Origin of the sequence: Cytobacillus sp., from assembly GCF_964223445.1 — a bacterium.
Classification (GTDB): domain Bacteria; phylum Bacillota; class Bacilli; order Bacillales; family Cytobacillaceae; genus Cytobacillus.
Genome location: NZ_CAXQGS010000079.1, coordinates 1 through 24,411 on the forward strand (window position 1 = coordinate 1; position 24,411 = coordinate 24,411).

The 24,411-nt window shown below is 44.8% G+C and carries 17 protein-coding genes; 4 read left to right on the top strand and 13 right to left on the bottom strand.

All coding sequences use genetic code 11. The annotated features are described in order from the left end of the window. Positions 1-93: 93 nt before the first annotated feature. The 6 genes from ACEQ1T_RS14970 to ACEQ1T_RS14995 all read right to left on the bottom strand — a co-directional run bounded on the left by ACEQ1T_RS14970 (position 94) and on the right by ACEQ1T_RS14995 (position 8,258). Positions 94-1,464, bottom strand: a complete 1,371-nt coding sequence (locus ACEQ1T_RS14970; RefSeq protein WP_370223545.1) for a transcription antiterminator — start codon at positions 1,462-1,464, stop codon at positions 94-96. Between the two features lie 156 nt (positions 1,465-1,620). Next, a complete protein-coding gene (gene argH, locus ACEQ1T_RS14975) occupies positions 1,621-3,111 on the bottom strand; it encodes an argininosuccinate lyase (protein ID WP_370223546.1) in 1,491 nt (496 codons plus the stop codon). Between the two features lie 14 nt (positions 3,112-3,125). Further along, positions 3,126-4,817 (bottom strand): ABC transporter permease, encoded by a 1,692-nt coding sequence (locus tag ACEQ1T_RS14980; RefSeq protein ID WP_370223548.1) that lies wholly within the window; start codon positions 4,815-4,817, stop codon positions 3,126-3,128. Further along, positions 4,814-5,920, bottom strand: a complete 1,107-nt coding sequence (locus ACEQ1T_RS14985) for an ABC transporter ATP-binding protein (protein ID WP_370223549.1) — start codon at positions 5,918-5,920, stop codon at positions 4,814-4,816. The genes ACEQ1T_RS14980 and ACEQ1T_RS14985 overlap by 4 nt, the downstream gene beginning before the upstream one ends. Positions 5,921-5,934: 14 nt before the next feature. Then, the gene (locus ACEQ1T_RS14990) at positions 5,935-7,029 is read right to left on the bottom strand and encodes an extracellular solute-binding protein (RefSeq protein WP_370223550.1); all 1,095 of its coding nucleotides are present in this window, start codon (positions 7,027-7,029) and stop codon (positions 5,935-5,937) included. A gap of 17 nt (positions 7,030-7,046) precedes the next feature. Next, the gene (locus ACEQ1T_RS14995; protein WP_370223551.1) at positions 7,047-8,258 is read right to left on the bottom strand and encodes an ROK family transcriptional regulator; all 1,212 of its coding nucleotides are present in this window, start codon (positions 8,256-8,258) and stop codon (positions 7,047-7,049) included. 311 nt (positions 8,259-8,569) lie between these two features. Here ACEQ1T_RS14995 and ACEQ1T_RS15000 point away from each other — a divergent pair, with 311 nt between their 5' ends. The 4 genes from ACEQ1T_RS15000 (at position 8,570) to ACEQ1T_RS15015 (ending at position 12,986) form a co-directional block, all read left to right on the top strand. Beyond that, on the top strand, positions 8,570-11,077 hold the full coding sequence (locus ACEQ1T_RS15000; RefSeq protein ID WP_370223553.1) for an NEW3 domain-containing protein: 2,508 nt from the start codon (positions 8,570-8,572) through the stop codon (positions 11,075-11,077). Between the two features lie 359 nt (positions 11,078-11,436). Continuing rightward, the gene (locus ACEQ1T_RS15005; protein WP_370223554.1) at positions 11,437-12,405 is read left to right on the top strand and encodes a nuclease-related domain-containing protein; all 969 of its coding nucleotides are present in this window, start codon (positions 11,437-11,439) and stop codon (positions 12,403-12,405) included. A 60-nt stretch (positions 12,406-12,465) separates the two neighbouring features. Further along, positions 12,466-12,726, top strand: a complete 261-nt coding sequence (locus ACEQ1T_RS15010) for a CGCGG family rSAM-modified RiPP protein (RefSeq protein WP_370223556.1) — start codon at positions 12,466-12,468, stop codon at positions 12,724-12,726. Next, the gene (locus ACEQ1T_RS15015; RefSeq protein ID WP_370223557.1) at positions 12,711-12,986 is read left to right on the top strand and encodes a hypothetical protein; all 276 of its coding nucleotides are present in this window, start codon (positions 12,711-12,713) and stop codon (positions 12,984-12,986) included. The genes ACEQ1T_RS15010 and ACEQ1T_RS15015 overlap by 16 nt, the downstream gene beginning before the upstream one ends. A gap of 485 nt (positions 12,987-13,471) precedes the next feature. Here ACEQ1T_RS15015 and ACEQ1T_RS15020 read toward each other — a convergent pair whose 3' ends face one another. The 7 genes from ACEQ1T_RS15020 to ACEQ1T_RS15050 form a co-directional block, all read right to left on the bottom strand. Next, entirely contained in the window at positions 13,472-15,478 is a 2,007-nt protein-coding gene (locus ACEQ1T_RS15020) for a methyl-accepting chemotaxis protein (RefSeq protein ID WP_370223559.1), read from the bottom strand. A gap of 20 nt (positions 15,479-15,498) precedes the next feature. Beyond that, positions 15,499-16,467, bottom strand: a complete 969-nt coding sequence (locus tag ACEQ1T_RS15025) for a methyl-accepting chemotaxis protein (RefSeq protein ID WP_370223560.1) — start codon at positions 16,465-16,467, stop codon at positions 15,499-15,501. A 142-nt stretch (positions 16,468-16,609) separates the two neighbouring features. Continuing rightward, positions 16,610-18,067: a CoA-acylating methylmalonate-semialdehyde dehydrogenase gene (locus ACEQ1T_RS15030; protein ID WP_370223561.1), complete on the bottom strand. Its 1,458-nt coding sequence runs from the start codon at positions 18,065-18,067 to the stop codon at positions 16,610-16,612. Positions 18,068-18,104: 37 nt separating this feature from the next. Beyond that, the gene (locus tag ACEQ1T_RS15035; protein ID WP_370223563.1) at positions 18,105-19,457 is read right to left on the bottom strand and encodes a GntP family permease; all 1,353 of its coding nucleotides are present in this window, start codon (positions 19,455-19,457) and stop codon (positions 18,105-18,107) included. 15 nt (positions 19,458-19,472) lie between these two features. Continuing rightward, on the bottom strand, positions 19,473-20,669 hold the full coding sequence (locus ACEQ1T_RS15040; protein WP_370223564.1) for an iron-containing alcohol dehydrogenase: 1,197 nt from the start codon (positions 20,667-20,669) through the stop codon (positions 19,473-19,475). A gap of 151 nt (positions 20,670-20,820) precedes the next feature. Continuing rightward, positions 20,821-22,605, bottom strand: a complete 1,785-nt coding sequence (locus tag ACEQ1T_RS15045) for a sigma 54-interacting transcriptional regulator (protein ID WP_370223566.1) — start codon at positions 22,603-22,605, stop codon at positions 20,821-20,823. 305 nt (positions 22,606-22,910) lie between these two features. Further along, positions 22,911-24,221 (bottom strand): GntP family permease, encoded by a 1,311-nt coding sequence (locus ACEQ1T_RS15050; protein ID WP_206840556.1) that lies wholly within the window; start codon positions 24,219-24,221, stop codon positions 22,911-22,913. Between the last annotated feature and the right edge of the window lie 190 nt (positions 24,222-24,411).

Consider the following 24,411-nt stretch of genomic DNA (forward strand, 5'->3'; position numbering starts at 1 on the left):
GTTTATGGTATTTTTTTCAGGTTCACCGCGCAAATATGACATGCATAAATATACACCCGCGAAATTCCCGCTTTTGCTGACTAGCCTTGCGTTTTATTGCATGCCGATTCCGCTGGCACACACCACAGCCGCTTTTTTGCGGGCTTCCACCCTTACGCCTTCTTTATCAATCCAGCCTCCAAAGTGCATCGCAATATAGGCTGCTTCATCATCCGATACTTTTTTCCCAAGTACGTACTCAAAATGATGAACCACTTTTTTGGTTAGTATAAACAGATCCTGATAAGAATCCTGTACAGATTTGGATAATGGATTCTCCAGTTCAATCCCATACTTGATTCGGAAATAAGCCGGTTTTAAATGAATCAATAAATTCCGTTCAAGATCCTTCCGATTTTGAAAAAACACACAGGCATATTTTTGAAAATCATCGACCATTCTTACTGCCGTTGATTTGAGGATATCAAGGTCCTGGTTTTCCAGCTCATGTGTATCATAGTCGCTTATTTTCGCACCTAACAGGTAGGTTGCAAGATAGCAGGCTTCATCGTCAGGAACCTCAAGCTGGAAACCGCTTTCAATTTTCCTGCAAATAAATCGAGCAGCATTGTACTCTTTCGTTTCTTTAATGACCTGTTTTTCAACAGGATCCATCTTAATGTATTTCCCCTGGCTAAACCTTTTGATGAGCATAAATATATGGGCGCTTAGCGTCTCCATCACTTCATCTGTGTAATGAACACCGGAATAGGATTCACTTTCATTCAGAATCTCATAGATCGTTTCTAAATCCGTACGCTGAAACCTTTCTGGCGACAGGCCCGGCGTGTCCTGGATGGTTAACTGAACTTCGGATAATAAATCGTTCCACCCTCGATTGGTTAAAACCTGTGTTAAGCAGTAAATCAGCATTTTCCGTTTATCCTGCTCATCGCCGGCAATATAGTAGCCAGAAGGTTTATGGAAATTCAACTGAACCTTAAACTGGTTAAGCTGCTTTTTTAATTCCTTGATATCTGCCAGAAGCGTACTCCTGCTGACACCCAGCTTATCCATCAGATCCTGCAGATAAATGGTTTTCTCGCGGGTCAGGATGAGGATGGCAGTCCAGGCCATTCTTTCTTTTCGTGAAAACTCATAACCGGCAGCTTTATCAAACGAATGCAGCCGCTGTCTAATCTGCTGCTTTTCTTCTTCATCGAGAAAAAATCCAGCAGCACGGACGTACTTTAGCTCATCTAACCCCTGGTTTTTCAGCCAGCTATTAATTTTTTCAACATCATAATAAACAGTCCGCTTGGAAATCTGTAATTCTTCCATTAGCTCCTGCGGAGAAACATGTGAAGGCGCATAGACCATTTTCGTCAAAATCGCCATGCAGCGCTGGTCAAGAATCATCGGGAGCGCTCCTCCTTTAACTGATTCTAAATAGTAAGTTTGCAAAAAGTCAGACTCTAAATTCATCGAATTGTCTGCTTAATAGGTATTATACTCCTGTATTACAGAAAATGAAGTCCGAATTCTGTAAGGGTGTTTTTGCAAGAGTTGGACTCATATTAGCAGAGCAATAAAAAAAGCGAACTCGCAATTGGCGAATTTCGCTTTTTAAAAAAACACTAGTCAAAACCTAAAGTTAATCAAATTCTCCCGCTTTTCCTTAAGCCCTCTCACAGTTCCCTCATAGCTCAGCAGATCCCCTGTAAGGGTTTCATTACGATCCTTGATCATTCTCGAAACCTCATCCGGATTCGGTCCTCCCTGGAGGCTGCGGATCTGCACAAAGTATTCAGGAGAAATGATTTTCTTCCACTCCTCCTCTGTCAGGGAAACGGGAACATATCCCCGAATGACTTCATTCACGTCTGCCACTTTCCAGTCGCACAGCTCTTTCTGTTCTTTCACGGTTTGTTTCGAAATATAGCTGGCAATGGAGTGGGCCTTCCGGAATGGGATGCTGTAGTCTCTTGCCAGGGTGTCGGCCAATTCTGTGATCGTGATGCACGACTTTTTTGCCATTTCTTTCGCATGGTCTTTATTGACTTTTAATGTGGCAATCACGGCGTACATCAGCTTTAATACCCGATTCGCATTCGTAAAAGAACGGTAAAGATGGGGCTGCAGATCATCTTCTGTATCAACGATATCCCCAAACGGCGTATTATGAACCATGTTCATGGCTGCATATGCTTCACCATAGGCGCTGCTGGCAATGGATCTGGAATGCTCAATGGAAACCGGGTTCCTTTTTTGAGGCATAATGCTGCTCACCTGCACGTAAGGATCCGCCACCTGGAAGGTGCCAAACTCTCTTGTTACATGCTGAAGGAAATCCTGAATCCATCTGCCTGTATTCACCATGCAGGTCATCAGGGCCGATGAGGTTTCCAGCAGGTAATCGGCTCCCGCAATCGAGTCATACGAGTTTTCAATAATTCCTTCAAACCCCAATAAGTCACGGGTGCGATCCCTGCAAATCGGAAAGCCGGTCGTCGTAAGGGCAGCTGCACCCAGCGAGGATTTGTTAACGGTTTTATAGGCAGCCCACAGCCGTTTAATATCCCTCTGGAGGACATCATAGACAGCGAGTAGATAATGCCCTAAAGTGGTCGGCTGGGCCGGCTGTGTATGGGTATAGCCGGTCATATAGGTTTCATTATGCTCTTCAGCCTGCTCCAGTAATGCCTCACTAAGCTGATAGGCACTACCCAGAAGCTGCAGCAGATGTTCTCTTAGGACCAGTCTGTACATGGCAATGCCCATATCATTCCGGCTCCGGGCAATATGGATTTTCCCGGCCAATTCATCGCCGATCACTTCTCCAATTTTCGCTTCCATCATAAAGAAGAGATCTTCAAATTGAGGCTGATACGATATTGAACCGGTATCTGACATGGCCACTTTATTGATGCCTTCCAGCATGGTTTTTGCTTCTTCTTCAGGAATGATCCCCTTTTCCGCCAGCATGATCACATGTGCGCGATGAATATCGAACATGACATGGAACAGATAGTCCCGCTGATCATTAAAAACGGGCATCAGCAGTTCTTCTGCATATGTTTTGCCGGGAAAGGCATGGCCTTCATTTTTAATAAACTCTTCTAATTTGCTCATCTTTTCACTCCTTTTTAAGACAATGATTTTTCAGCCTTAACTCCAAAAAACTTGTTTGAAATGAACAGAACCAGTGCGATTAAAGTAATCTGGATCATACCGTAAGCTGCCGCCTGGCCCATATTGAACATTCTCAGCTGATTCATAATCTCGATGGAAATAGGGCGGTTTGAAAGAGTGTACAGCAATACCGAAGTGGGAAATTCACCGACAGACTCCACAAAAGCCAGTAATGTCCCTGATAAAACCCCTGGCATAATAATCGGAAGGATTACTTTTCTGAACGTATAGAACCACTTTGCCCCAAGGCTTCTTGAGGCTTCTTCTATGGAATCATCCAATTGCTCCAATACAGCATTGGTGGATCTGACGACTAATGGAATATGGCGGATAAAATAGGCAAGCGGCAAAATCCAGAATGTACCGACGAGAATGTTGCCAAACGAGAAGATGGTCGGCTCATTAAAAGCAAAAATCAAATTCATCCCGATAACGGTAGCCGGCAATGCCCATGGAATCATAACTAAAATATCCACAAAGCTTTTTCCGACAAATTTCCGTTTAACGAGCACATAGGATGCCAATACCCCAAAGACCAGATTTCCTGCTGTAGCGATAACCGACAGAAGCAAGCTATTTTTCAATGGCTTGAATATGTTCGGATCCTGGAACAATAAACGGTAGTTTTCAAAATTAAATACCGATGGATAGGTCTGCCACGTCCATGTTCCGTCCGGTACGAGCGATAGCAGGAGAATCGTGAAGTGCGGAAGCAGCAGAATGATGACTCCCACGATTCCTGTAAAGACCAGTATCCACTTCAAAACAGGATTATTGACTTCACTGCGATGGGCGCCAATTCCTTTAGATGCCATCCGGTAATCCTTGCGGTTTTGGTACCAGCGCATAAACAGCAGGAAGCTGATCGATACAACCGATAAAATAACCGATTGTGTGGCGGCCACTTCCATATCGCCATTAATTTTCGAAAAATAAATCTGCAGGCTCAGCACCCTGAATCCTCCTGCCAGGAGAAACGGCGCACTGAAGGATGCCATTGAGATCATAAACACCAATAAAGATGCGGCTACAATAGCCGGTGTCAATAGTGGAAAGGTTACTTTCCAGAACACTTTAAAACGGCTGGCCCCCAGATTGTACGCAGCTTCTTCAAGAGATGGATCAATTTTATTAATGGCTGATGAAACAGTCATATAGAAATACACATACATAGTATATGCATGGACTATCAAAATGCCTGATATGCCGCCTATTTTGAACGGCACTTCATCCAGCCCGAACAGGTCCTTAATGGCATTGGGAATCAATCCGGTTTCCCCATACAGGAACATGAACGCCATTACTCCTACCAGTGACGGCAGGACAATCGGCATGATGGCAGCCGATGCAAAGAAGCTTCTGCCCGGAAAATCATACCGGTTGAAAATGAATGCAAGCGGGATGCCGATCAGGGCACTGACCAGGACACTTAATACCGAAATATATACAGAATTCCACAGGGCTTCCAGATTGGTCTTGGATTCCTGGGTAAAGAAGTCACTGTAATTCCCGAAGTTCATGCTGCCTTCTTTTTGAAGGCTCTCCATTATGGTCCGTAAAGAGGGGTATAGAACATAAGCTATGAGAACCAGCAGGACCGGAATAAGGAGGAGCAGAGTCAGCCTTGTATCCCGATTCTTAATCATGATGCATCACCAGTCACCACAGGAATGATCCGCATCTGCTCTTCAGGCAATTCCACCCAAACTTCTGCACCCGCCTGCAGGTTTCTGGATATGCCGCTATTCAGGGCATTCACCTGGAGCTTAAGGCCTGAAGCCCTTACCACAACATTGATGAGGGAGCCAAAGAAATGAACTTCCTCAACCATTCCTTTGAAGATATTTTTCCCTTCCGTCTCTTTTTCCAGTATTTTAATAGATTCAGGACGAATGGATAACGCCAGGTTCCCTTTGTTTTCCTGATTATAATTAAATGGGGCATTCCGGACGGAAAGCTCACTGGCAGTTTCACCGTTCTGCACTTGTACAAGAATGTGTTCATCTTCTATCCTGCTGATCTTCACAGGCAGCAGATTGATTTCCCCGATAAACCCCGCTACGAAATCATTGGCTGGTTCATTATAGATTTCCGAGGGTGTTCCCACCTGGTGGCAGACCCCAAAGTTAAATACCGCAATCCGATCGCTCATGGATAGAGCTTCTGCCTGATCATGGGTAACATAGATGGTGGTGATATTATAATCTTTTTGCAATCTCAGTATTTCGCTTCTCATTTCATCGCGCAGCTTGGCATCCAGGTTACTGAGTGGCTCATCCAGTAGCAAAATCTCCGGTTCAATCACCAATGCCCTTGCCAGCGCGACACGCTGCTGCTGACCTCCGCTTAACTGGCTCACCTGACGATCGGCGTATTGCTCAAGCCTCACCTTTTGCAATACATCCTTGACTTTTATATTGAGCTCCTTGGAGCCAAGTTTTCTAACCCTTAATCCAAAAGCGACATTCTCAAACACCGTCATGTGAGGAAAAAGGGCATAGTTTTGGAAAACCATGCCCGTATTTCTCTTTTCAGGAGGTACACGCGTCATATCCTTATCGCCGAAACGGACAACACCTTTAGTAGGATAATAGAATCCAGCAATCATCCGAAGTGTAGTGGTCTTGCCGCATCCACTTGGTCCAAGGAAGGTAAAGAATTCCCCATCCTTTATATCCAGATTTAAATGATCGACTGCAATAACCTTTCCAAAGGCCTTTTGGACATTATCTATGTTTATGGACGCCATACCTATTACACTTCCTATTCTTTAATTTCTTTTTCTCCGCTCTTAATGTTTTCATCCCAATACTTCATCCAGCTGTCGCTGTTCTCCTGGAATACCTTCCAGTCAATATCCATGCTCTTAATCTCTGTTTCTGTAATCCATTCAGGGAGCCCTTCCACATCATCCCTTGTTGGAATGCGGTAAAATTCCTCAGCAAGGATTTTGGCTGCTTCAGATGTGTTGACAAACTCATAGAATGCTTCAGCCGCCTTTGGATGCGGAGCATCATTCACAACAGCAATGCCTTCCGTCAGGACCGGTGTGCCGCTTTCCGGAATGATGAATTCAAATGGATAATTTTTATTTTCCTTTAACATGACAACATCAGGCATTGCCCAGACAGATAGCTTTCCTTCCCCTTTGGCTACCTTGTTGTACATCATTTCAGGGTTTGCTGCGTATTCTTTCGTGTTGGCATCCAATTTTTCAAGCCATTCGTAACCGGCCGCTGTATCGCTGGAGTCCTTAAAGTCGCGGTAAATCATGGCTGAAAAGATCGTTCTCATCGTTCCCGATGCCAGCGGGTAGCGGATGATGATTTCATCCTTCCACTTCGGATCAAGAAGCTCATCCCAGTCTTTAGGCGCTTCATCTTCTGATAATTCTTTGCTGTTATACATAATGACTTCCGGTGTTTGGCTTGTTCCGGACCAGTGCCAATCAGGATCATGGAAGCCTTCTGCCAGACTTCCTGCATATGAAGGCTCATATGGCTTTAACAGTCCTTCATCCTTTGCCTGATCGAAGTTTACAGATGGCGCTCCCCACCAGACATCAGCCTGTGGATTGTTTTTCTCGGAGCGGATCCGGTCCAGGATTTCCTGTGATCCCATATCAAGCCATTCCACATCAATCTGATATTTTTCCTCGAATTGCTGTTCAAACTTTGATAGAATATCCTTTCCATGCGGTGAATAGATAACTACCTTTTCTTCCAGCTTATTCTCTTTCTCTCCCTGCTCATTCTCAGAGCTTGAGCTGGATCCCTGTTCAGAACTGCAAGCTGAAAGCATTAGTGCAGCCGAAATGGATAAAGTGGTTAAAATCGATGCCCTTTTCTTATTTTTCATTTGAAAAATCCCCCTCATTAAGAAAATTTGATAATACTTTCATGCTCCCGCAAAAAGAGTGAAACAGCACCAAGGACTCCCGCATTATCACCTAATCTTGAAGTCTTTAATTCTACTGAACTTGGAAGATAGTGATTCACGATCCTGTCCAATTTAGGCAAAATGTAATCAGATGATTTTAGAACACCACCTCCTAAAATAATGACTTCAGGATTCAATAAGCTCGCGGCATTAATGATTCCATAGGCCAGATGTTCAATGGCTTCTTCAATGACCTCAATGGCTAACTTGTCGCCTTTTTTTGCAAGCGCAAAGGCCATTTCCCCCGGCAGTTCTCCCTTTATTGCCTGAGAGTAGGCAGGGTGGTCCGAACTCTGCTGAATGACTTCCGTCAGTTTTTTCCCGATGGATTTTCCGCCGGCAACGCTTTCCAAATAACCGTAGCGGTGAAAGATTGGCTTAAAGTCTCTTTTCATATCTGTTTTATCCGTCACCATATAGCCCATCTCACCAGCAGCATTTGAATACCCGCGGTACAGCTGATTATTGATAATAATTCCGCTTCCAACCCCTGTTCCGACCGCCATAAACAGAACATTCTGTTTATTCTTCGCGTTTCCGAGCCATTGCTCCCCAAGTGCTGCAACATTCACATCATTGTCTACATGAACCGGGAAAGAGAAGTATTTATTTGCTTCCGCTAAGAACGGGTATCGAATCCAGTTGAGGCTCGGTGCTTCCAGGACGACTCCGCTGGATGTTTGTGTAATCCCCGGAACCCCTGCTCCCATTCCAAGCACCTGTTCCAATGGGATTTGGCATTCATCCAGCATGGACTGTACATCTTTGGCGATTTGTTTTAAAAGTCCAGATTCTAAAAATTGACAGGTTGAAAAACTGCTGGAATGGACGATGTTGCCTCCGAGATCGCTAATGACTATCTTTACTTTCGTGCCGCCGATATCTGTTCCGATTACATAAGCCGCTTTTTCGTTGAAATAAAGATGTATCGGTCTCCTTCCGCCTTGTGAAGACGATTCGCCTATCCCCTTTTCATACACCCACTTTTCCCCTATCAATTCATCTACCAGCAAAGAAACAGTCGGCTTGCTTATGGAAATCTTCGCAGCAATCTCGGCCCTTGAAGTCGGTGAATTTTCCTGAATCCATTGAAGTACTCTCTTTTTATTGATTGATTTCATTTGCATCGGTGTCCCATTAAAATTCATCACATCACGGCCTTAATTGATTTGGTTAGTAAATATTACTAATTAACTTCAATATAACCTAACTGGTAACCGTTTACAACCCACTATTTTTAATTTTATGATAATTGCGATCATTTCTATGACTAAAGGACGATTTTAATATAATTAATTTTTAGAATATTGAAATATTAACAACTTTACCCTATTATGAAATTTATTAGGCGGGTAGTTGCCAGTAGTTAGTTAGGACGTTTAACTAACCTGCTTTAGACCTATGATGAAAGGAGTGTAAGAGGAGCGCTGTTAAACCATTTTGAAAGGGGTTACACAAATTGAAAAAAATCTTTGTTTACTTTTTGTCCTTAGTTTTAATTCTCTCCCTTCTTCCTCTCAGCGGAAGTGCCCAGTCAGAAGAGCATGACCCCGACCTGTGGAGTGCAGTGAAGCAGCTGGACACAACGGTCAGCTTTTTGAATACAGGCGCACACCCTGACGATGAGCGCAGTGACTTTCTTGCTTACCTATCACGAGGACTTGGGGTAAAAACTTCAAGCCTAATTGCCAACCGCGGCGAGGGCGGCCAGAATGAAATCGGGCAGGAGCTTGGGAACGGCCTTGGAATTATCCGCTCCCGCGAAATGATTGAAGCAGCGAAAATCACTGGAGTTAAAGCCTACCATTTGAGTGAAACAACCTCTGACACCATCTATGATTTCGGCTTCTCCAAGACAAAGGATGAAACTCTAAGCCACTGGGGCAAGGACCTTACTTATGAAAGATTAATCCGATTTATTCGTACTTACCAGCCGGATATTATCATGCCATCCTTCAGAGACTCGGATACCCAGCACGGACACCACCGCACAATGACCATTCTCAGCCAGGACGCCTTCAAAGATGCCGCAGATCCTAACGTTTTTCCTGAACAATTAAAAGAAGGATTATCCGTCTGGCAGACTAAAAAGTTCTATTTGCCGGCAGAAAGTAAAGATACAGCTGATACTTCGATTGAAATCGGCATGCTTGATCCTATCTACGGCATGTCCTATCCGCAAATCGGCGAGGAATCACGCTATATGCACAAAAGCCAGGGAATGGGAAATGACATCCCTGTCGCCCCAAGACAAACAGATTTGGAGTTAGTGGATAGCGCAGTAGAGACAAATGGCAGCAATGATCTTTTTGCCGGTATCCCATATGATTTTAACGAATGGGCAAAAACACTCCCTAAAAAAGAAAAAGCATTGCAGGTGCACTTTACAAAATTCCAAAAAAGCCTGGACAGAATTATCTCCAGCTATCCCAGCCATAGCCAGGTATTCAGCAAAACGCAGCAAGCATTAAAAGAAGCAGACCGTTTAGTAAAGAAAACGGAGAAATCCAAGCTTGATTCCCAGCTGAAGTCAGATCTGCTTCATAAGCTTGAAGTGAAAAAAGAACAGCTGCTGAATGTGAGCCTTGTATCCTCCGACCTTGAGATTAATGCACAGGCGGAGTCCAACATCCTGACAAAAGGGCAGAAAACGTCTGTTACTGTCACGTTAACCAATAATGGCAGTCAGAAGCTGAAGAAAGCTGATGTTGAACTGATCACTCCTGAGGGCTGGAAGGTTTCTAATAAATCCAAGGCAGCTGACCTTGCACCCGGTAAAACGGCTGAAGTTACCTTTAAGGTTCAAGTTCCAGGTGATGCAGCGTATTATCACGCATACGAAACCCCTGCCATACAGGCAAAGGTCAGCTATGAATCTGCCGGTGCAAAGACAGTGACTGTCTCTGAGCTGGATGGCACCATTGCCGTTCTGCCGGACGTTGGCCTTACTCTTTCTCCTGAAGATCTGGTTATTAATACCGCTGACGTTCAGGAAGAAGTACCTGTCAATGTAAAAGTGAAAAATTACCGTGAAGGAGCTGCACAGGCTTCCGTATCCTTAAATGTTCCGGAAGGCTGGTCAGTAAGCCCGGAAAAAGCAGAAGTTAACTTCGGAGCTTCATTGGAGGAAAAAGAGGTTACCTTTACACTGAGCCCGCCTGCGGATATTCTGGAAGGCGACTTTAAACTATCCGCCGAGGCAGCTGTAAATGGAAAGACCTTTGATTCAACAGTTCAAGAAATTCAATATGACCATATCGGAACATTTTATTACCTGTATCCAGCCCAGGTCAATGGAGTAGCCTTTGAATTGCTGGCACCAGAAGGGTTAAAGGTCGGCTACATTGAAAGCGGTTTTGATAAAGTGGCAGATTACTTGTCCAATGCAGGACTTGATGTGACAAAGCTTACTGAGACCGATCTTGCTTCAGGGGACTTAAGACAATACGATACAATCGTTGTTGGTATCCGTGCTTACCTGTCACGTGAAGACTTAACAGCAAATAATGAACGTTTAAAAGAATACGTCGCAAATGGCGGGCATATGGTGGTCCAATACCATAAGCCGAACGATGGCTGGGTGACGGAAGGCACTGCTCCATACCCGCTGACCATCGGAAACCCATCCATCAAGTGGAGGGTAACCGATGAAAATGCACCTGTTACCGTTCTGCAGCCTGAATCGCCGCTCTTCAACTATCCAAATAACATCACTCAAGACGACTGGGCCAACTGGATTCAGGAAAGAGGATTATACTATCCAATGCAGTGGGATGACCGCTTTGAAACCTTCGTGCGCATGGGGGATCCTAACGAGGAGCCATTTGATGGCGGCATCCTCATGGCCGATTACGGAGAAGGCACCTACCTTTATACCAACCTGGTATTCTATCGCCAAATTCAAGGCCAGGTTCCGGGAGGCTACCGCATTTTCACGAACTTGATCAGCTACGGTCAAAATGAATAACTTATTAGGGACAGCTGCGGATGCGGCTGTTCTTTTTGATAGGGACATGGGGACAGGTTAACTGTCCCCTCGTCCCTTGTGAATGTGGACTTTGCAAATTGGGCAGTGGAACTTGCAAATAGATTGGCGGTTTTGCAAATAGAAGGGGAATTTCTGCAAATAGAAACGGGAAAATTGCAAATAGCCGCTTGATTCCTGCAAATAGAATATTTGAGGAAAAGCCTATGACTAACACTCGCAAATAGAGTGGAAGTTTCTGCAATTAGAGCATGAAAATTTGCAAATAGGCTCCCTTATAAGGAGGGTATATAGACATATATATCGAAAATAACTAATTATCATTGAAAGGAGAGACACACTTGATTATTAAAAGCCTGAAAGTCCCCGAAATTAACCTACAGCTTGAAGGGTTGTTAAGAAGAATCCCCGAACAGCATCCCGCCCGAGAAAAAATGACCTCAGAATATAAAAAGAGAAGCGCGGGATTTAAAGGAGAAGAAAGATTATTTTATTACTTAAGCTTTCTTGAATCTAAAAAGTATTGGATTTTTCATGATTTGAGGTTATCAAACGGATCGCATTTTTTTCAAATCGATGCATTGCTGCTCACTGCAAATTTTGCACTCATATTGGAAGTTAAAAATTGGACAGGAACCTTGATTTTCAGCCCTCATTTCCAGCAGGTCATCCGCATCCAAAATGATAAAGAGGAAGGATTTCCGGACCCCCTTTCACAAGCGCGGCATCAGACGAATCAGTTTAGAAACTGGCTTGGTCTTAATGGATTTCCTGATATTCCACTGGAATTTTTAGTTGTAATCAGCCATCCTTCTACCATTATTAAGGCAGAGACAGACCCGCTGCAAATATCTAAGAGAGTCTTACACTCTCATCACCTTTTATCCAAAATGAATGGCATTGAAAATAAGTACCCTCAAGAAAAAACTGACCCTAAAGAGATACGGAAGCTATGCCGGACTTTGTTAAAAAAACATAACCCTGCACAATCCGAGATTCTCGAGCGCTTCAATGTTTCAGCTGAAGAAATTCTCACTGGTGTTAGCTGTCCTAAATGCACTTCCCTTCCGATGATTTTCCATTGGGGGAAATGGCACTGCCCAAAGTGTTTGTTTTCCTCCCCCCTGGCACATGAAGCAGCTATCCAAGACTACTTCCGGCTTATTAAGCCGTCAATTACCAACTCGCAATTCCGCTCATTCACCCATATAGCCTCACCCTATACGGCTTCAAGATTACTCTCCAGGATGAACCTTTCTTTTAAAAGAAATAAAAGACACCGAAATTACGAAAAATCCCCTGAACAGTGATCAACCTCACAAATTTTCCCAATAATTTAATTTATAATCAGGCTGAATTGAGGTGCTAATATGGAAAAGAACTGGTCTACTTCACTGGAGCATGGTAATTACACTAGTGATTTGGAGCTTCTGATCAACGATGCGATGGCGGCAGTCAGCCAGACAGCTAAAGGATATTATGTCAATATAGTCACACCAGCTGAGTTAGGTAATCCCGATAACTATTTGACTGAAGCACTGCTCATATACTTCGGAAATAAAGTGGACCCTCAATTTATCGATCAATGTGGATGCGGGGGGTATGTTTTGAGGGTATGGAAAAACAAGTGAGGGACCTGACGATTTTGTGTGATTATAAGAACAGGCATGTCATTTTGAATTATTATTATGAAGAGGAGCTTATTGATCGGGATGGAACCAGCTTTAATGAGATTTACGTTTACCAGGGGACAATTTACTTTATCAAAAACAGAAAACGGATCGTAACCATCAATTCGAAGAAATATCGTAATATATTGATAGGCGAGGATTTTCAAAATTACTATATTATGCGGAGAGATAAGAATCGTCTTGATATCTATTTTCCTTAAACGGAGCTGCGAAAGCGCTGGATACGCTTTTGCAGCTTTTTTTATTTGGGAGGAATATATCTATTTGCAGGAAGCCTGAATCTATTCGCGAGTTCCCAGGTCTTTTTGCAAAATCTAAGATTCTATTTGCAATTTGATCATCCTAGACTGATCCCCGATCTATTGCTTCTCGTCTATTTGCAGGTAGCAGCCTGGTATTTGTACTTTTCCAGTTCTATTTGCAGAATTCATCCTGCTTTTTGCAGCATACTCCGTTTTATTTGCAGAATCCCCGGTTCTATTTGCAAATAAAACTAAGCGAGCCGATTCCCGTTCTTATGCAGTTCATCTATTTGCAGAATCCAGCTAACTATTTGTAAATTACCTATTCTATATGCAGAATTTCCAGCCCTATTTGCAGGGTTAAGCATCTATTTGTATGTTTCCGTGCTCTTTTTGCAGGGTTCACATAAAAACAGACCCGCCAAACTGGCGGGTCCTTCTATTTAACTCACTTTAAACTTCTTAATAGAATCCAGCAGCTCCTCCGCCATTCCCGAAAGTGAAGCAGCAGATGCCGCAATTTCTTCCATGGACGCCAGCTGCTCTTCTGTAGCAGCGGATACATCCTGGCTTTCGGCTGTGGTGACAGCGGCAATTTCTTCGATTGCGCTTACGAGTTCTACCACCTGGTCGGCACCCTCGGCCATGTCCTTTATGGATGAGGAAACTTCTGCAATCTGGCCTGAAACGGTGTCGGCAAATTGCTGGATGTGGCTGAAGGCATCTCCTGCATTGTTAACCAGGTCAATTCCTTTTTCCACTTCAGCTGTTCCTTTTTCCATGGAAGAGATGGCTTTGCCTGTATCCGTTTGGATCGTTGAGATCAGTTCGCGGATGCTTTCAGTTGATTTGGATGATTGTTCTGCCAGCTTGCGGACTTCATCGGCTACAACTGCAAATCCCCTTCCGTGCTCGCCTGCTCTTGCTGCTTCAATGGCTGCATTAAGTGCGAGCAAATTCGTCTGAGCGGCAATTTCGGAAATAACATTGACAATCTGGCCAATTTCCTCCGAGCGCTTTCCTAACGTATGAACAATGGAACCTAATTCAGAAACTGTTAAATTAATATTTTTCATCTGATTCGTTGAAAGATCGATTGCTTCATTTCCTTTTACTACCACTTCATTTGTCTCATTAGCGGTTTGGGCCACAACGTTTGTATTCAGCATGATCTGCTGAATGCGTCCGGACATCTCTTTTACAACAGAAGTGCTTTCTTTCACTTTTTCTGTCTGCTGCTCAGTAGCTGATGCTACTTCCTGAATAGAGTTGGCCACCTGTTCTGTTGCCATATTATTCTGCTCAGAGCTTGCCGTCAGCTGTTCTGATGAGGAAGCAAGGTGAACCGCTTTTTCGCTCACATGGTTGATAAGCTGCTGCAGTGAAAGGACCATTTTATTGAAGCTGATACCCAGTTTGCTGATTTCATCGTTATTTTTAACCTCAAACTTCTGGGTCAGATCTCCTTCGCTGACTTTATCTGTTGCTGCAATCAGCTGATTGAGCGGGCGTGTAATCGAGCGGACAATAAAATAAGAAATAAGTGCACCTATAAGGACGAAAATGGCTATGAATATAATCGTCGACATGAAGATAGGCTGTACGGCTGATGTTACTTCTTCCAGATTCATTGTGCCAAGCACCTTCATGCCTGTCAGCCCATTGGTGGTAAAGTGCATTTCCTTCTTTTCGCCATCAAGAGTGTATTCTACCTGCCCTTTTTCCTTTTCCAGGACTTCCGGCAGCCAGCTTCCCTCTGCCTGTGTACCTGGCTTCTCCTGCGGGTGCACTAGAAAGCTTCCCTCCGCACTTAAGATAGCTGGATATCCTTCTTTCCCAATCTTAATGTTATTGGATAGCTCGCTTAGAGCAGACAGGCTTAAATCAATCCCGATAACGCCAGAGCTGTCGCCAAGCTTTTGGGCTACTGTAATTAGGATATTTCCGCTTACAGCATCAACATATGGCTCTGTGATGAAGGCTTTTCCCTTTGCTTCCATGGCTCCCTGGTACCAGGGGCGTGTAGTGGCATCGAAGTCAGCAGGCAGATCTGCCCGCGGATAGATGACTAAATCACCCTCTTCAGAACCAGCATAAATAGCGACTGCCTCCGGATGGAGCTCTTTATACTGGCTAAAGGCATTTGTTGTTTTATCTAATTCTTCATCTGTATAAAAATCCTTCTTGATCTGCTTGGAAAAATAATTCGTATCCTCCATCTTGGGTTTAATAAAGTTCATAATAAACTGGTCAAGGATTTTTACATTCTCATTTGCACTCATCTCAATCTGGTTTTTAATCTCATCATGTGCCTTCTGATAGGATATGTATCCGATTGAAATGGAAGGAATTAATAGAATAATAATGAATGAGAGCAATAATTTCTTCCTAATTGTAAATGAAAACAGCGACCCTTTTTCTCTCTGCTTCTTCTGTTTTTTCTTTTTCATAATTGACCCCTCTTGGAAACTTAGTAGTTTACTGCCTTAACCTGCGAGATGGCGCCTTCCAGCTTCTCATCAACGACCCTCGCATCGTCAATATGCCTCTGGATCAGTTCGTTTACTTGATCAAAAACATACTTTGTTTCTGAAATCTCATCGGCCACCTCCTGGGAATACCCCTTCTGAAGGTTTATCATTTCAATCACTTCACTGACTTCAGATTCTACCGTATGGATGAGGTTGGTGATTGAGTCAATTTTGCTGGTAGTTTGACCGCTGAGGGACATGCCATCTTTAATTAATTCGGTGCTTGCGACTGTTGAGTTCAATGTTGCTTCAATATCATCCTGAATATTTTTCGTCAGGGAACTGATATTAGCGGTGCTCGTCGCTGTACTTTCAGCCAGTTTCCGGACCTCATCCGCCACCACTGCAAATCCTTTTCCCTGCTCGCCTGCGCGAGCTGCTTCGATGGATGCATTTAGTGCCAGGAGATTTGTTTGTTCCGCGATATCTTTAATGACCTGGACAATCATCTCAATTTCTTTTGACCTTTTGCTCAGCGCCTCCATCTTCTGCGAATTCACTTCTAATTGTTCTCCCAGCTGCTTTATCAGCTGTTCAGACTTGCTGACGGATCCGCGGCCTTCCTCCGAGCTTTTCACCATCTCTTTTGCAGACTGAATCAGATTTCCCCCTTTATCCGATAAAGTGAGGCTGTTTGTAAAAGTGGCTTCACTATGTCTTTTTACGTTTTCAAACCCGTCTTTAATTTTTAAAACCAGGTCTCCCAGCATGTAATGCTGCCCATTGACCATTTCATGCTGACTCACCGTATTCGTTAAATCTTCATTAAAAGAATGAATCAGTGTCTGATAATATTTTTCCCTGCGCTGAAACTCTTCTTCAGCAAACTGGATTTTTGCTTCAAGTTCCCGCTTTTCATCCTCCAGCTGCCTCAACTTTCCTTTTCCGAACATCATTGATCTCCCCATCTCATATATACTCCTTTATTATATCGACAGAAAACGTGAAATTTTGTGACCTTTTGCACTCTTTTTTTAAAATATATGGGACTATGTAATTAATAAAAAGAGGCACCCGCATTTCATTGCAGGTGCCTCATCTTTCTTATTCTTACCAGCGTGCAGTCAGCATCTTTCTTCTCGTATAGAATTCCACACCATCTGTTCCGTTTGCGTGAAGGTCTCCGTAGAACGAATTTTTCCAGCCGGAGAATGGGAAGAAGGCCATTGGCGCCGGTACGCCGATGTTAACGCCGAGCATGCCGACCTCGATGTTTTCTCTGAAGTAGCGGACACTGCTTCCGCTGTCAGTGAATAGGCATGCGCCATTTCCGAAGTCTGATTTGTTCGTAAGCTCGATCGCTTCTTCAAGATTTTTTACACGCACAACAGAAAGTACCGGTGCGAAGATTTCTTCCTTCCAGATTTTCATTGATGGATCGACATGATCAAAAATTGTCGGTCCGATAAAGTATCCATTTTCATGGTAAGCTTCATCTTTGCGGCCATCACGGACAAGGGTTGCTCCTTCTTTTTCGCCAATTTCAATATAGCCGCTTGTACGCTCCTTGTTTTCCTGCCGGATGACTGGCCCTAAGAAAACTTCTTCGTCCAGACCATTTCCGATTGTCAGCTGGCCCGCCTGCTCATTTAATTTCGCTACCAGCTCATCGGCAACAGAATCCACGGCTACTACCACAGAGCAGGCCATGCACCTTTCACCTGCTGACCCGTAAGCGGCAGCAATAATTTCCTTAACGGCACCATCAAGGTCTGCATCAGGCATCACGATTGAGTGGTTCTTAGCACCGGCAAGCGCCTGAACACGTTTACCGTTTGCAGTAGCAGATTTGTAGATATACTCGGCAACAGGCTGGGAGCCCACAAATGAAATTGCCGGTACATCCTTATGATCAATCAGGCTGTTTACCACATCATGCGCACCGTGAACGATATTGAATACACCAGCTGGAAGGCCGGCTTCAGCGAACAGCTCTGCCAGGCGGTTAGCCAGGATTGGCGTTCTTTCAGATGGCTTTAACACAAATGTATTACCGCACGCAATTGCAAGCGGGAACATCCAGCAAGGAACCATCATCGGGAAGTTGAAAGGCGTGATGCCGCCGATAACGCCAACCGGGTAGCGGTACATGCCCGATTCGATATTCGTCGCAATGTCAGGAAGCTGCTTGCCCATCATAAGAGATGGTGCGCCTGCAGCGAATTCAACACATTCAATGCCGCGTTGAACCTCTCCGTATGCTTCTTTATAGTTTTTTCCGTTTTCCTGTGTAATCAATTTTGCAAGTTCATCCCAGTTATCTACTAATAATTGCTGATATTTAAATAGAATTCTCGCTCTCTTTGGGACCGGCGTTTTGCTCCAGGTTTTAAACGCTTCTTTCGCAGCCTGAACAGCTTTATCGACATCTTCGCGGGTGGAAATCGGTGTGCGTCCAAGCTCCTCGCCTGTTGCCGGGTTTGGCACCAATTCGAATTTATCCGTGTTTGCATCCACCCATTCGCCATTGATAAAGTTCTTTAATACCTTTGTTGTTGTCGCTGTCATGAGTAAAATCCCCTTTCAAAATTAGAAGTCTATTATTTTAAAAAATTGAATATAAAATCACAGCCAGGAATAATACAGCCGTTGGCATCGCTACACTCAAAATAAAAATTGGCCAGTAGGCGCGTTTATGGGTTTCCCCGGATATCGCCCGGATTGTCGTAACGACATAGCCATTATGCGGAAGTGAGTCCAGCCCGCCCGAAGCCAGTGCTGAAATCCTGTGCATCGCGCCAGGGTCCAGGCCTTGGGCCATATACATGGGAGCCAGAATCGGAAGGGCAATCCCCAAACCGCCTGAAGCCGAACCTGTAATCCCGCAAATCAGCGTAACAGCTATCGCCAGTCCCATTAAGGGAGGTCCCGGAATATTGACCAGGGCATCGACAAATGTATCAAAGGCAGCTACCTGGGCGGCAACACTGCCGAAGCCCACAACGGCACACGTATTAGCCGCTGCGACTAAAGCATCCTGGGCACCTTTTGCCAAAGCCTCCCAAAAACCAATCAGATATTTAATCATCAATACACACGCCAAAATGATTCCGCTCGTCAGGGAAATTAAAGCGGCAGCCGTTGACGACGTAAAGTTGGCTGCTGTGTTTAATATGGCAATAACGGAAGCAAGCGGCAATATTGCCATCAAGACATGCGGGAATTCCTTCCCTCCAGGAGCAGCATCAGGCCTTTGCATGGACAGCTCCGTTTCCAGAGCTGCCGCCGACTCATTTGCAGCACCAGCCGGCTGATTCGGCAAAGAAAATACCTCTCCATTTTGAACCGCTTTTTTCACCATTCGGCTTAGTAATATACCGCCTGTTATCATGATGATTAATGCCATTAACACCCCAATGATCCCACCTGCGGTCGGCTTTGTTCCGAAAAACTCAGTTGGAATCAGGTTTTGGATTTCCGGTGAGCCCGGTGCTGTCATCGTAAACGAAATCGAACCAAACACCAAAGCGGCCGGGATAAAACGATGCGGCAGATTGGCCACTTTAAATAAGGAAACAGCAATTGGGTATACTGCGAAGCCTACGACAAACAAGCTGACGCCGCCATATGTCATAATCGCTGCTGCGGCCACGACAGCAAATACAGCTCTCGATGGGCCCAGTGTATCCTTAACCCAATTCGCAATGCTGTCAGCCGCCCTGGTTACCTGCATAATTTTTCCGAAAACTGCCCCAAGCAGAAAGATTAAGAACCAGGAGTAAAAATAATTTGTAAAGCCTGTCATATAATGCTCTGTCAGGGCGGTCTCAAGATTAAGTCCTCCTGTAAGAGCAACCACAACGGCGCTAATGATGGCGGCAATAATTATATTTACGCCCTTCATTGTTAAATACATTAATAGAATCAGTGAAGCGATTAATCCCAGCATTCCAAGCATCTGATTGTCCTCCTGTTACACTTTTTCTGTTTCAGAGGAAAACTGATATTCATAGCAAACATGGTATAGCTCTTCCAGCTCGCTCTGAGTCGGGACTCTTGGATTGTTGCCAGGGCTGCCGCTGTCAATCGCATCTGTTGCCATTTTTCCTACCGCAGCCTTAAAAGCTTCTTCGTCAATTCCCCATCCTCTTAAGTTAGGAATATTTAATTTCAAGCACAAATTCTTAACAGATTGAACAGCGATTTCAGCTGCCTCTTCTCTGGTAAGGCTTTCATTATCAGGCTGAAAAATTCGTCCGATATCTGCTAAGCGATCCACACATGCTTCCTGGCTGAATTCCAATACGGCCGGCAAAAGCATGGCATTCGAGATTCCATGCGGCACATGGAATAGGGCTCCAATGGGACGGCTCATTCCGTGCACAAGACATACAGATGCATTCGAGAACGCCATTCCCGCCTGAAGAGAACCAAGGCTCATCGCCTCACGGGCATCGATATTTTGCCCCTCATTGTAAGCGGTTAAAATATTTTCCACAATCAATTTCATAGCCGATATGGCCATCGTATCGGTCATCGGATGTGCTTTTTTAGACAGATACGCTTCTATGGCATGGCTTAATGCATCCACCCCTGTTGCGGATGTAACATTCTTCGGTGAAGATATCGTGAGTAAAGGATCCACAATCGCCACACTCGGCATGAAGGCAGGCTGCTTAATCATCATTTTTACATCATTGGATGAGTTCGTGATGACTGTTACATCTGTTGCCTCAGAGCCTGTCCCAGCTGTTGTCGGAATGGCAATGTGAGGTACAGGTGCATTCTGGGCCAGTTTCCTTCCTCCCATATAATCGCCGATATAGCCGCCATTTGTTGCGAGAACGGCGATGGCTTTCGCCGTATCAATACAGCTTCCTCCCCCTACTGAGATAACCAGGTCACATTGTTCTTTTTCAAAAAGCGCCAATGCTTCTGCCACATACTCATCAGTTGGTTCAGATGCTACACCAAGGTATACCTCGCTTTTAACTCCGGCTTCCTGAAGATAGGTTCTGCATTCGCTTACATAACCAAGCTGATCCATTATCTTGTCACTGATTATTAATGCGTTTTTCCCTCTAAGCGCCGCTTCAGCCCCAACTTTTTCGGAAGATCCCCTTCCATAAAAGATCGCTTCCGGCACCCGGAAAACTGCTGGTTTCTCCATTGGATACTCCACCCCTTTTGTTCTGTTGCTACTATACTTGCAAGGAGCGTGCCAACTTCAAAATCCAGAAAAATCAGTGTTTTATTTCTGCAAATGTGTAGCCTCTACACTACAGATGTAGATTTTTTGTAGTGAAAATACTACACTTTGTTCAGGTTATTCCATGCTTTTTCAGCTTTTGGTAGAGGGTTGTCCGATGGATCCCCAGTAAATCAGCCGCCTTCGATTTATTCCCGCCCGCATTTCTTAAGGCATCAAGAATCAATTCCGATTCTCTTTGGTTCCCTAGAACCTTGGCTTCCTCAATAGATCCTGCTGCCGATCGTACTTCCTTTGCTTTTTCACTGGATGGTTCCGCCGTTTTCAGCGGATCCGGCAAATGATGATAGTCAATGACCTTCCCGTCCGCCAGCGTCACAAGCTGCTCTACCGTATTTACCATCTCCCGGATATTCCCTCTCCAGGGATGCTGGACAAAAGCATTCACTGCTTCAGATGTGAATATCTTTCCAGGTATCTGGTACTTGCCGCAAATTTCCCTCAGATAATGAACCAGCAGGACCGGAATATCTTTTTTTCTCTCGCGCAGCGGAGGGATGTGGAGCTGGATGATGTTTAGCCGGTAGAATAGGTCCTCCCGAAAATCTCCGTCATCGATCATCTGCTTCAAGTCACGATTTGTCGCAGCGATGACTCTCACATTGATTTGATATTTTTTAACGCTCCCGACCCGTTCAGCTTCTTTTTCCTGAAGAACCCGCAGGAGCTTGGTTTGCATGACAAGCGGCATCTCCCCGATTTCATCGAGAAAAATAGTACCGTTGTCTGCCAATTCGAATTTTCCGGGCTTGCCGCCCTTTTTCGCGCCGGTAAATGCACCTTCTTCATAGCCAAACAGTTCGGATTCGAATAAGTGCTCTGGAATGGCCCCGCAGTTCACACTGATGAACGGCCCAGTCGAAAAGGGGCTGAGATGGTGGATGCTTTTTGCGAACATCTCTTTTCCCGTCCCGCTTTCACCAGTAATCAGAACAGTTGCCGCAGTCCTTGCCGCCTTCCGTGCCAGCCGCTTTACATTTGCGATGCCTTCACTTGTCCCAATGATCTGATCAATCGTAATCCGGCTATCGCTTTCCTTTTTCTTTGTGAAAAGATCCGGCATAGCCGTTTGATTTTCCTGCAGCTTTTCATAGATTTTATATACTTCGGTTACTCCCTCAAAAATCAGCATTCCAATGGCCCCGGCAATCCTGCCTTCCTTCCATAGCGGAATCCGGTGCACCACCATGTCATATCCCTGGATGTTCTGGAGAACCCCGCGTTCGGCGATTCCGGTCTTGACGGTCTCATGAAGATGAGTGTTATCGATTACCTCTGTCACATGCCTGCCAATGGCATCCTCCCTTTTAATTCCGGTAAAACGGCTGTATGCTTCATTGAATTCCTGCAGGATGCCATTTTCATCAACAACCGCTATTCCCTCATAGGCACTTTCCAAAATGGCGCCAAGGGCACCCTCGGAATTATGCTGCTGCTTCAGCTTATACAGATATTTGGAAAGGCCATCCAGAATATCCCTGGTTGTCAATATGCCAAGCAGTTTTCCATCTTCACCTATGACAGGAAGCTGATCATATGGAAGCGACAAAATATCAAGGATCGAATCATCTGGCCGGACAGCAGCCAGATTGGATTTAGGGATACTGCCAATTAAGGTGTCCCCTGAGTTGCCCTGGGCAAAGTAGTTAAGCAGCTTTCTTGATGTGATCATACCGACTAACCCATTCTTCTCATCCAATACCGGCAGACTTTCCAGGTGAAGATCCACCATCATTTTTGCAGCTTCTCCCAGTGTTTGCCCCGGCTGAATACCAAAAGGGCTCGGGGTCATCCAATTTTTCACTTTTAGCAGTTCATCTATATGTATTTGAGGCATATAGGGTCCCTCCACATATCTTAATTTTCTAAATTATAACACTCTTAGACAAATAGAGAGGAAAGGTCAATTCCGAACTACGCACGAGCGTTGCTTTCTGTATTGCCGATTGTGAACTTTGCAAATAAAAGCGGGTAACCTGCAAATTAAGATGTTAATTTTGCAAATAGATTGTTAGAACCTGCAAATAAATGGCCAATGCTGCAAATAAAGGCGGAATTTTTGCAAATAGACCACTGCACATAGCAGTTTTTATAAAAAGAAAGACAGAGAGCCTAACCCCTCTGTCTTTCTGCAAAAGCCATTTAGAAAATCGAAAATAATATGACCGCTAAAATAACACCAAGTATCGGAACAATAACTGTCAATGCACCAAATGCCGGGTAGGCATCCTTATGTGATTCACCGCAGATTGCACGGATGGTTGTCACAACGTAACCGCCATGCGGCAAGGAATCAATCGATCCGGATGATATCGCTACAACACGATGGAGTTCACTTGCATTGACTCCCATATCCAGATAATGCGGGGCAAGCAGCGGCAGGGCGATGGATTGGCCACCTGAAGCAGATCCGGTCAGACCTGCAATGACAGCAACAGCCAGAGCCCCGCCGATTAAAGGACTTCCCGGAATGCTTGTCATGGCATCTACTGCACTTGCAAAGGCAGGTGTAGCTTTAGCCACACCGCCAAAGCCGACAACCGCGGATGTATTGGCAATGGCAATCAATGCGCCAATCGTTCCTTCAGACACGGCTCCCCATACATTCGTAAAATACTTGCGATTAAGAAAATAGGTGGCAAAACAGCCGCTCAATAACGCGATAATCAGGGCTGACTGGGCCAATGAATCATGGAAGATAAATGAAATCACAAGGACGACCAAAAGCGGAATCAAACTTAACATCGGGCTTGGCAGGTTTTCACGGATCAAAGCAGAATCCGTTTCTCTTGCCTCAAATTTTTCTCCATTGCGGATCGCCTTGTTAATCATTTTCTTCAGCCACCAGTATCCAAATGCCATCATAAAGACAGCAACAATGAAGCTGACTTCCCAGGCGGCATATGGGGAAGTTCCCAGGAATTCAATCGGAATCCAGTTCTGGATTTCCGGTGAACCCGCTGACGTCATGGTAAATGTAGTCGAACCGAAGGCAAGAGCTGCCGGTATAAACCTTCTTGGCAGGTTAGCTTCTTTAAATAGGCTCAAGGCCATTGGATAGACGGAGAAAGCAACAACAAACAGACTTACACCGCCATAGGTTAAGACCGCACAGGCAATGACAACAGCTAACGCCGCCCGCTTCATGCCAATCTTGTCGATAATCCATTTGGAAACACTGTCAGCAGCTCCGCTGTCCTCCATTAGCTTTCCAAAAATGGCACCAAATAAGAACATCAAATACCAGGATGTAATAAACCCGGCAAATCCATTCATATAGTTGGTTAAAAAGTTGACTTCACCCTCGCCTGCCAGCTGAGGAAAAATCGGTAATCCACTGAATATTGCAACAATAAACGCAGCAAGAGGGGCAGCAAGCAGCAGATTCATCCCTCTCATCGTTAAATAGATGAGAAGCCCGATACCCCCAAGCAATCCAATCATACTTAGCATAAAAAGCCTCCTATCAGAAAAGCGCAAGGCGCCCGCCTATCTAGGAACGCAGACTAAAACCGCCACGTCCTGTGGCAACGTCTGCATGACCCGCATCCTCCCAAAAGCTGCCGCTTTCGGTCGTGCGATGCAATGCTGACGAAGCCTTCCTTGTCCTGCGGGCCTCAAGCATAAGACAAGCCGGCTGAAA